The sequence below is a fragment of the Veillonella sp. genome (assembly GCF_019414865.1).
Lineage (GTDB): Bacteria > Bacillota > Negativicutes > Veillonellales > Veillonellaceae > Veillonella.
The window spans coordinates 1-9,928 of record NZ_DXLG01000055.1 but is presented as its reverse complement, the minus strand read 5'-3'; the positions used below and the strand labels follow the sequence as shown (position 1 = coordinate 9,928).

Here is a 9,928-nt window from a genome sequence, read left to right as displayed (position 1 = left end):
CTTTTGTATTTAGGCTATACTAATAAATGATTAAGTTATACTAATAGATATGTGAAAGTAAACGCCTATGCGGTTATCGATACCATTTATATATACATTTCTCCGCATAAAATATCGAGAAATTTATGTATAAAAATTAACGATATCCATTTTTAGTCCCACTTAGGGCTGAGGCTGATTAAGGAGTTATTATGAATCGCATTGTTGTTATTGGTAGTTGCAACATGGATATTGTAGTGCTCGCGGATAAACGTCCGGCGGCAGGCGAAACAATCATGGGCAACGAATTGCACATCGCACATGGCGGTAAAGGTGCAAACCAAGCGGTAGCTGCTGCTCGTCTCGGTGCAGAGGTTACTATGGTTGGTTGCATCGGCGAAGATGCATACGGCCAAATGATCTTAGATAATCTAAAAGAAAATTTCATCAATACAGATTACATCGTTACTGTACCAAATACTACGACGGGTACAGCCCACATTACATTGGCTGAAGGCGATAACAGCATCATCGTCATTGCAGGCGCCAATGCTAAGGTTGACAAAAACGTTGTAGATAACGCTTGGTCTGCTATCGAGCAAGCAGATCTCGTAATGGTGCAAAACGAAATTCCTATTCCAACCATCGAATACATCGTTCGTCGTTGTCACGAGGCGAATGTAAAAGTCCTCTTAAATCCAGCTCCAGCGGCGGACCTCAATCCTGAATGGTTAGAATTGGCAACCTATATTACGCCTAATGAGCATGAGCTATCTGCTCTCTACCCTAAGCAATCTACAAAGGAAACATTACTAGCGAACGAAAATAAAATCATCGTTACCCTCGGCAGCAAGGGCGTAGGTTATGCAGATAATGGCGAAATCCACACCGTATCTGGCTTTAAGGTTGAACCAGTCGATACTACTGGCGCAGGCGATACCTTCAACGGTGCCTTTGCAACGGCTATCGTTAATGGTAAAAGCTTAGCCGACGCATTGCACTACGGCAACGCGGCCGCAGCCCTCTCCATCCAACGCTTAGGAGCACAAGGTGGCATGCCTACAAAGGACGAGGTCACTGCATTCTTAGCAGAGAATTAAAATATTGAATAGGACTTTAAAACCTCTATTCAATACAAGTTATGCATTCTCATATAACGAATGTATCTGCTATCTATAAAAAAGAGATTTAATGGCCGAGGTGTTAAACCTCAACCATCAGAATATAAAAGGAGTTTACCATGCAACGACACGGCATTTTAAATAGTCATATCGCTAAGGTGCTTGCAGATCTTGGTCATACAGATACAATTTGTATCTCCGACTGTGGCTTACCAGTACCTGAAGGGGTTCAAAAAATCGACTTAGCTTTAGATTTCGGTGTACCAAGCTTTGAGCAAGTAGTATCCATCATCGCTAAGCATATGAAATCCGAAGCAGTTCATGTGGCAACAGAAATTAAAGAAAATAATCCTAAGGCTTATGACTTCTTGGAGTCTACCTTCCCATCCGATCAATACGAATGGATTGAAATAAGCCATGAAGCTTTCAAAGAAGCTACAAAACAATGCAAATGCATTATTCGAACTGGTGAAGCATCTCCGTATGCAAACATTATCTTGCGTGCCGATTGTATTTTCAGCGATCGTCCCTAGCATAATAGATTAACCAACTAGGATTGTAAGCATACATCAATAGATACTTTCACCAATCATATAGGAGTAGTTATGGAAATTGTTATGTCAGGCATTGCAAAGGCATTTGGTACGAACCAAGTACTGCGCGATGTAAGTATTACCCTCAAGGAGGGCGAGGTTCACGCCTTGATGGGCGAAAACGGGGCCGGCAAGTCCACCCTCATGAATATCCTTACGGGCATTCACAAGGCAGACGCTGGTACAATTACCATCGACGGCGTAGAGCGCACCTTCCCGAACCCGAGAGAGGCCGAGCTAAACGGTGTGGCTTTTATCCACCAAGAGCTCAACATTTGGCCAAATCTAACATTGTTAGAAAATCTATATCTAATGAGACCAAAGCGCAATAAATTTGGTATGCTCGATAAAAAAGCGATGCTCGCTGAGGCAGAAAATACATGTCGCGAGCTAGGCATCGAATTGCCACTCACAACTGAGGCAGGCCTTTGCTCCGTTGGTCACCAACAGATGACGGAAATCCTTCGCATCTTGATGTTAGATGCCAAGGTTGTCATCATGGACGAACCAACAGCGGCCCTTACAGAGCGTGAAACGGCGACATTGTTTAACATGATGCGCAAAATGAAAGCCCGCGGCGTTGCTATCGTATATATATCTCACCGTATGGAAGAGGTATTTAGCGAATGCGATACGATCACAGTTATGCGCGATGGTCACACCATCATTACAAAACCAACTGCTGAGATTTCTGTAGACGAAGTGGTACGCCACATGGTAGGCCGTTCTATCGACGAGTTCTACCCTGCTCGCACCACAACTCCTGGCGAGGTTGTGATGAGCGTAGATAACCTCAAACCAGAAGGTTTCGACAACGACATTTCCTTCTCCTTGCGCAAAGGCGAAATCCTCGGCGTAGCAGGCCTTATGGGTGCTGGCCGTACAGAAATTATGCGCGCTATCTTTGGTGTAGATAAACACAATGGCGGTACCGTAACAGTTAACGGCTCCGTTCTGAACTGTAAAAAACCAGAAGATGCCATCAAAGCTGGCATTGCTTTCATCACAGAAAACAGAAAGAGCGAAGGCTTGATCCTCGATTTCTCCATCGGTTCCAATATTACATTGCCGAACCTTGGCGAAATTTGCCCATCTCATATATTGGATAAGGGCAAACTCAATTCCTTTGCTGACGAATTGTCTAAAAAACTAGGCGTTAAAACACAATCTATTCACGAACCTGCATCGTCCCTATCCGGTGGTAACCAGCAAAAGGTGGTTATCGCGAAATGGGTTGGTAAAAAACCATCCATTATCATCATGGACGAACCGACACGCGGTATCGACATAGGTGCGAAACGTGATATTTATGATTTAATGAACGAATTAACGAACGACGGTGTGTCCATTATCATGGTGTCCTCTGAGTTACCTGAAGTGCTGGGCATGAGCGACCGCGTTATGGTCATTCATGAAGGTCGCGTAGCAGGTATCTTGGACCGCAGCGATGCAACACCAGAATCGATTATGACATTAGCCACAGGAGGACAATAATGGACAGCAAAGCTCTACAATATGTAAAAAAATTAGGCCCTCTCATCGGCCTCATCCTATTATTTATCATTATCTCTGTCATGAACGACAGTTTCCTTGAATTCTCTAACTTGCGTAACTTGTTGCGCCAAGTATCCATCAATGCAATCATCGCCTTTGGTATGACGTTCGTCATCTTAACGGGCGGTATCGACTTATCCGTTGGTTCCATCCTTGCCCTCTCCAGTGCAGTGATGGCCAACCTCATCGTAACTGGTACTGACCCTGTATTGGCTATCGTATTAGCCGCAGGTGCGGGCCTTGTATTGGGCGGTATTAACGGTCTCGTTATCACCTATGGCCGCGTAGCTCCATTTATTGCGACCTTGGCGACCATGACCATCTACCGTGGTGCGACACTAGTATTCACAGACGGTAACCCAATCTCCGGCCTTACCCAAGACCCTCTATTCCACGGCTTTGGCCAAGGAGATATTGCAGGCCTTCCAGTGCCAGCTATCACAATGTTCCTTGCTTTCATCATCCTCTGGTTCGTATTGAGCCGCACAGCCTTAGGCCGTAAAACATACGCCGTAGGTGGTAGTGAAAAGGTAAGTTACATTGCTGGTATCAAGATTGACCGCGTTAAAATCTTCGTGTATGCCTTAACTGGTATGCTCTGTGGTATCGCTGGTGCAATTATCACATCTCGTCTTAACTCTGCACAACCTACAGCAGGTGCAGGCTACGAACTTGACGCTATCGCGGCCGTAGTTCTTGGCGGCACAAGCCTTGCTGGTGGTCGTGGTCATATCGTTGGCACATTAATTGGTGCCCTAATTATCGGTACCCTCAACAACGGGTTAAATATTCTCGACGTTTCCAGTTTCTATCAACAAGTTGTAAAAGGTATTGTTATTTTACTGGCTGTTCTTGCAGACCGTAAGAAAGCCTAGGAGGTTCCTATGAAAAAACTATTGTTACTGTTGGCGATGGCCGTTATGGTTATCGGTCTTGTAGCAGGCTGTGGTAAAAGCGCTGATAACGGCGGCGACAAAAAATCCGGCACAATCGGCTTCTCTGTTTCCACATTGAACAACCCATTCTTCGTAACTATGAAAGAAGGCGTTGAGGCTCAAGCTAAAGCGCTTGGTCTTAAAGTTAAAATCGTTGATGCTCAAAACGACCCAGCTAAACAAGCAAACGATATTTCCGACTTACTTGAAAGTGGCGTTTCTGTATTGATTATCAACCCTGTAGACTCTGCAGCTATCTCTACTTCCGTAGAAGCAGCAAATGCTAAAAACATTCCTGTAATCACTGTTGACCGCTCTGCTGACAAAGGCAAAGTAGTAGCTCACATCGCTTCCGATAACGTAAAAGGTGGCGAAATGGCTGCACAACTTATCGTTGATAAAGTAGGCAAAGCTGCAAAAGTAGCTGAAATCGAAGGTATCCCTGGTGCTTCCGCAACACGTGAACGTGGCCAAGGTTTCCACAACGTAGCTGACAAAGACTTAACAGTAGTAGCAAAACAAAGTGCTGACTTCGACCGTACAAAAGGTTTGAACGTAGCAACAAACATTTTGCAAGCTAACCCTGACGTACAAGCTATCTTTGCTCATAACGACGAAATGGCATTGGGCGCTATCCAAGCAGCTAAATCCGCAGGCAAAACAATCTTCATCGTAGGCTTTGACGGTACTGCTGATGCAGACAAAGCTGTTAAAGACGGCACATTGGCTGCAACAATTGCTCAACAACCAGACCAAATGGGTAAAATCGCTATCGATACAGCTCAAAAAGTTATCAAAGGCGAAGCTGTAGAAGCTAAAATCCCTGTAGATCTTAAAGTTGTTACAAAATAATTGTAAATAGAAACTGGGTACAGAAAACCCCGACATCAAATTGATGTCGGGGTCTTTATTATATGTATTTTAGTTAATCCTATATAACGTTTATCAACCAAAATATATACTCTTATAGTGTTTTCTTAAAGAAAGTGATGTTATGAAAACAACATATATTAAAACATGAAGTTTACATCTGTACGCCAGTAATCGCCTAATTTATTACCGTCCATATCTTTATTACCGAAGCCGTAGTAAGCACCGATAGATACGTTTTGGAATGGTACATAGTTTACATTAGCTACAAAGCCTTTGAAACCATTGCGTACATGAGCTACGCCCTTATTATCTACATAATGTTGATTGTAGAAGCTATACGCAGGCGCAAAGGCACTACTGAAGATTGGGGAGTTCCCTTCTTGGTAGTAGTATTGACCGCGTACGCTATAAGTATGAGCTTTCTTAATGTCATAGTTACCATAGCCAAGACTAGCCATCCAAGCATGAGAGTCGGAAACGCCTGGAGCTGTAAGCCATTCGCCGAATACATTCCAACGGTTAAAGTTCATATTTGTATTGAGGCCCCAAATATTTTTGTATGGAGAATCAATAAAGGATTTAACTTGTTTGCCTGTCAACGCATCCACATCTTGGCCTTGATACAATTTACCATCATGGAAACGACCATACATACCACCAAGGGTAACATGTTTATTAAGTTTACCCTTAACTTCAACCATAGCTGCAGTAACTGTATTTTCTCTAGTTTGGTAAGTAGGAGCACCGCCCAACCAGTAACCATAACTAGCAGATACATCGAGCTTGCCATGTTTGTACATGAGGCGAGCACCATCAACGAGATCATCATACATAAGGCCTAGGCCTGGTGTATAGAGTTGACGACCTACGCGCAAGGTTGTGTCTTTACCGAAATGATGATCTACATAGGCAAGATTAATTTTACCTTGTGTAGCATTGCTATTGCCGAATTCGCTAGAACCTTGAATACGTACGACTGCATCAGTTTTATCGTTAACCTTAGCATTAAAAATCACACGGGCACGATAATCAAAGGAGGAATGTTTACCATACGCATAGGTATCATTTTTCAACTCGCTGCCGCGGTAACGCAAACGGTAGTTACCAGTCACCTTTACATTCCCTACTTGATTTTCTAATTTGGCTACTCGCACACCTAATGTGTTGAGTTCATTTCCAAATTCATCGGCCAAACGATTAATCATCGCTTGTTGTTCCGCATTGGCTTTATCTTGGTTAGCCATCGCCTTAGCTACCATTTGAGCCATTTCGTATCGCGTAATAGGATTGTTCCCTTTGAAAGTTCCATCAGGGTACCCATTAATAATCCCTGCATTCGCTAATTGCTCAACAGATTGGTACGCCCAACTAGAAGCATCTACATCGGAAAATGGATTGGCTGCATACACACTTACAGAACCTAATACCATACAGGAAACTAAACTTGCTACCAACTTTTTATTCATTAAAAAGACCTTCTCTCATATAGATATCACACAATATCTCATATATTAAATTTATTTTATGTACTCAAGTACATACCGAAATAACATAGTACTCAAGAACTAAATCTTACATTATATAGTGATTGAAAGCTAAATCTATCACTACACACTCCCCAGAAGTAAACACTAGTACTTCTGAGATTTTTATTCGTGAGGTGTTGTATAGTTAATATCTTGTGCCTTGTAGCTTTCACCATGAGCTAATACGTGAACGATGGTTTCTAATGTGGCACGTACAGTTTGAACAGCCATGCTTGGTTGATTTGGTTTATCCACTACTTGGGATGGCAAGTACGGAATATGCATGAAGCCCGCTTTGATGTTGCCCTTTTGCGCTGCATAATGACATACACCATACATCAAGTGATTACATACGAAGGTACCCGCTGTATTAGAAACCTTAGCTGGAATACCATTTTGATGCAATGCGTTAACGATGTTTTTAATAGGCAATGTCGCAAAGTATGCACTAGGGCCATCGGCTACAACAGGTTCATCTTCCGGTTGGTTGCCCCCATTATCTGGGATGCGGAAATCATCACAGTTAATAGCAACGCGTTCTACTGTAATATCTGGGCGACCGCCTGCTTGACCTACACATAGAATGAAATCTGGTTGGCACTCTTCAGCCGCAGCTTTCACAGTATCAACAGATTTGTAACGCACAGTAGGAACCATTTGAGTCACTACCTTATAATCACCATCGGTATAACCATCCATTGTTTTTACCGCTTCCCAAGCTGGGTTAATAGGTTCACCGCCAAATGGATCAAAACCGGTAATCAAAATTGTTTTCATCACACTACCTCATAACGATATATCTTATGGTGCATTAGAATAATCAAACATGACACGTAATCTTAAAAGGATTTATCATATTGTTTCATAAGAATATCATACTTTCATAGAAAAGGGTTAAATAAAGTAATACATCAATAAGATATTTAATACGAGCATAATCAATGCAATTGGAAGTTGGGCTTTAATAACGCCGTATTGGTCGCGCATTTCAAGGAGCGCTACCGGTACGATATTAAAGTTTGCCGCCATAGGTGTCATCAAAGTACCGCAATAGCCAGCAAGCATTGCGATAGCACCAATAGCAGCTGGGTTTGCACCATGAGCTACAACGAGCATTGGAACCCCGATAGCACTTGTAATCATCGCAAAGGCTGCAAAGGCGTTACCCATGATCATTGTGAAGATGACCATACCGATGCAGTAAGCTACAACTACGAGGAATACATTATCGGCAGGCACCACACTAGCTACAGCACTGGAGATAATTTTACCAACGCCAGCCAAATTAAATAGATAGCCTAGGGCCGCTAATAATTGGGACAAAATAGCAGTCCAACCGATAGCATCGATGAGACGACGACCTTCATGGAACCCTTGGTTAAATGAACCCTTAGTGATGTAAAGAGCAGCACCCATAGCAATGATGGCTGCAATACCAAGGCCTACAAGAGCGCCTAATTTAGTAAAGAAGCCAATGATAAATGTGATGATACCAACAAGTAAAGCCGGTACGAAAATAACATTACCAATACGAACTGCTTCGCCTTTTTTGAATTCAATAGGAGATTCAAAGTAATGACCTTTGCCAAGTTGTTTCACCAAGACGATAACCGCCATAGCAATTACGAGCCAACCATTAATTTCCTTGGAGAGATAAGACCCAAAGATAAAGGATACGCTGTACAATAACCAGAATAGGCCTGTACCAATGCGATATTTATGTTCTTTATCTAAAAATGATTGAATAGCAAAGATAAATAGAATAATCCCTACGAGAAGATATACATAATCTAAGGGCTGCATTTTATAGAGTAGTTCTAACATATTATTTGCCCCCTTTCGCTAATTCTTCTGGTGTAACAAGGATATTAAATTCATTAGGTACTAATTTACCAGCTTTCATATCTGCTTCGTCACGAGCTACATAGGCTTGAATTGTTTTGTCGAAGATAATAAAGCGAATGAAGTTAACGATATATGCACAAACAGCAGTTGGCAATCCGTACAATACCATATCTGTTAATTCAACAGAATAGCCTAATTGTTCCATAACGCCTTTGATGAGTAATAAACCACCAGCAGCAAGGAATAAGTTTTGACCGAAGAAGTTACCTGTATTATCAGCAGAAGCAGCTATACCGCGCACCTTATCTAGAGTTCGTTGAGATACTGGACGACCTTGCGCTACAGCAGCTTCACTCATAGGCGCGATCAATGGACGAACCATAGCAACCATACCGGACATGTTAATACCAAAAGCTACTGTTACTTGGCGTACAAATAAGTAAATCATAAAGATACGACCAGCAGTAGCTGCGTTAATCTTACCGATTAAAATTTCTGCCCGTTCACGCAAGCCGTGACGTTCCATAAGACCAATAACAGGTAAAATCAAAATAAATAATGACATATAACGATTTTTAACGAAAGCCTCACCAATGGCACCAACGATATCGTTGATACTGAGACCACCTGCAAGGCCCGTTACAAAACCTGCGGCTACGACAACTAACAAGGCATTAAAGCGCAGCATCAGACCGATGACCATCACTAAAATACCAGATAAGACTAACATAGTCTCACATCCTTTCAAAAAAACATCCATGACCCTAACCTATAGTCCACAGACATACTACATATGTTTACATTATATACCCAAATATATATTTTTTGCATAAATAAATAAATAAACCTTATACATCAATTACATTTGATTCTGTTATTATGTCGCATTATAAAGACATTCTAAATCAAAGGTAAGTAGTGTATAAGGTTTGCTTTCTATAATAAATCTTTTTTGAAAAGTATCGTAGTATGTTGTTTACCTCTAAAATGAACTTTGTCATAAGCCTTAAAGCCAAAGGATTCATACATTTTAGGCAACCACGGATGTTCTTTTGCAGTACCCAATGTAACAGCTGGTGTTTTAAATTGGTTAATCAATAATTCTTCAGCATAACCCAATGTTTCCCGAGCATATCCTTTACCTTTGAACTCAGGCGCTGTTACAAAGTGAGCGATGTGTGGAAATTTATCTGGTGTAGAATATTTCACCCATGGCATACAGAATGTAATAGAACTTACAAGTTGTCTATCAATATACAATCCATATACAGGATAAGTTTCGATCCACGCCTTAGATTCTTCCTCTGTAAAATCGATAGCATCGAATGTAATTGGATAGTCTTTTATGGCTGCATAGCCGTCAATTAACACCTTATGATATTCCGCTGTATCTGCTACAGTTAATTGTCTAAATTCTTTCATGGTCTTTCCCTCATATCTATATTTTTATTCATAAACTATGTATATTTATTACTTATGAACGTTATTATACACCTATATGT

The 9,928-nt window shown here is 41.6% G+C and carries 10 protein-coding genes; 5 read left to right on the top strand and 5 right to left on the bottom strand.

Annotation, left to right across the window (positions count from 1 at the left end; all coding sequences use genetic code 11):
• Nucleotides 1–191 precede the first annotated feature (191 nt).
• From rbsK to rbsB, 5 genes are all read left to right on the top strand, one after another.
• The gene (gene rbsK / locus QZ334_RS04910; protein WP_295232410.1) at nucleotides 192–1,079 is read left to right on the top strand and encodes a ribokinase; all 888 of its coding nucleotides are present in this window, start codon (nucleotides 192–194) and stop codon (nucleotides 1,077–1,079) included.
• 140 nt (nucleotides 1,080–1,219) lie between these two features.
• On the top strand, nucleotides 1,220–1,633 hold the full coding sequence (rbsD, locus tag QZ334_RS04905) for a D-ribose pyranase (protein ID WP_295232407.1): 414 nt from the start codon (nucleotides 1,220–1,222) through the stop codon (nucleotides 1,631–1,633).
• A 72-nt stretch (nucleotides 1,634–1,705) separates the two neighbouring features.
• Nucleotides 1,706–3,187 carry a sugar ABC transporter ATP-binding protein gene (locus tag QZ334_RS04900; RefSeq protein WP_295232404.1) on the top strand — a complete coding sequence of 494 codons (1,482 nt, stop codon included), beginning with the start codon at nucleotides 1,706–1,708 and terminating at the stop codon, nucleotides 3,185–3,187.
• Nucleotides 3,187–4,122: an ABC transporter permease gene (locus tag QZ334_RS04895; protein ID WP_295232401.1), complete on the top strand. Its 936-nt coding sequence runs from the start codon at nucleotides 3,187–3,189 to the stop codon at nucleotides 4,120–4,122. The genes QZ334_RS04900 and QZ334_RS04895 overlap by 1 nt, the downstream gene beginning before the upstream one ends.
• A gap of 9 nt (nucleotides 4,123–4,131) precedes the next feature.
• Nucleotides 4,132–5,034, top strand: coding sequence for a ribose ABC transporter substrate-binding protein RbsB (gene rbsB, locus QZ334_RS04890; protein WP_005387469.1), 903 nt, complete (start codon nucleotides 4,132–4,134; stop codon nucleotides 5,032–5,034).
• 158 nt (nucleotides 5,035–5,192) lie between these two features.
• On the opposite strand, the gene QZ334_RS04885 is transcribed toward rbsB, so the two are convergent.
• The 5 genes from QZ334_RS04885 to QZ334_RS04865 all read right to left on the bottom strand — a co-directional run bounded on the left by QZ334_RS04885 (nucleotide 5,193) and on the right by QZ334_RS04865 (nucleotide 9,848).
• Complete coding sequence (locus QZ334_RS04885) at nucleotides 5,193–6,521, bottom strand: S-layer homology domain-containing protein (protein ID WP_105089582.1); 1,329 nt, start codon at nucleotides 6,519–6,521, stop codon at nucleotides 5,193–5,195.
• Nucleotides 6,522–6,704: 183 nt separating this feature from the next.
• Nucleotides 6,705–7,358: a pyroglutamyl-peptidase I gene (gene pcp, locus QZ334_RS04880; RefSeq protein ID WP_295232413.1), complete on the bottom strand. Its 654-nt coding sequence runs from the start codon at nucleotides 7,356–7,358 to the stop codon at nucleotides 6,705–6,707.
• Nucleotides 7,359–7,475: 117 nt separating this feature from the next.
• Nucleotides 7,476–8,405 (bottom strand): DUF979 domain-containing protein, encoded by a 930-nt coding sequence (locus QZ334_RS04875; RefSeq protein WP_295232396.1) that lies wholly within the window; start codon nucleotides 8,403–8,405, stop codon nucleotides 7,476–7,478.
• A gap of 1 nt (nucleotide 8,406) precedes the next feature.
• Nucleotides 8,407–9,156 (bottom strand): DUF969 domain-containing protein, encoded by a 750-nt coding sequence (locus QZ334_RS04870; RefSeq protein WP_039969492.1) that lies wholly within the window; start codon nucleotides 9,154–9,156, stop codon nucleotides 8,407–8,409.
• 206 nt (nucleotides 9,157–9,362) lie between these two features.
• Nucleotides 9,363–9,848 carry a GNAT family N-acetyltransferase gene (locus QZ334_RS04865; RefSeq protein ID WP_295232393.1) on the bottom strand — a complete coding sequence of 162 codons (486 nt, stop codon included), beginning with the start codon at nucleotides 9,846–9,848 and terminating at the stop codon, nucleotides 9,363–9,365.
• Nucleotides 9,849–9,928 lie beyond the last annotated feature (80 nt).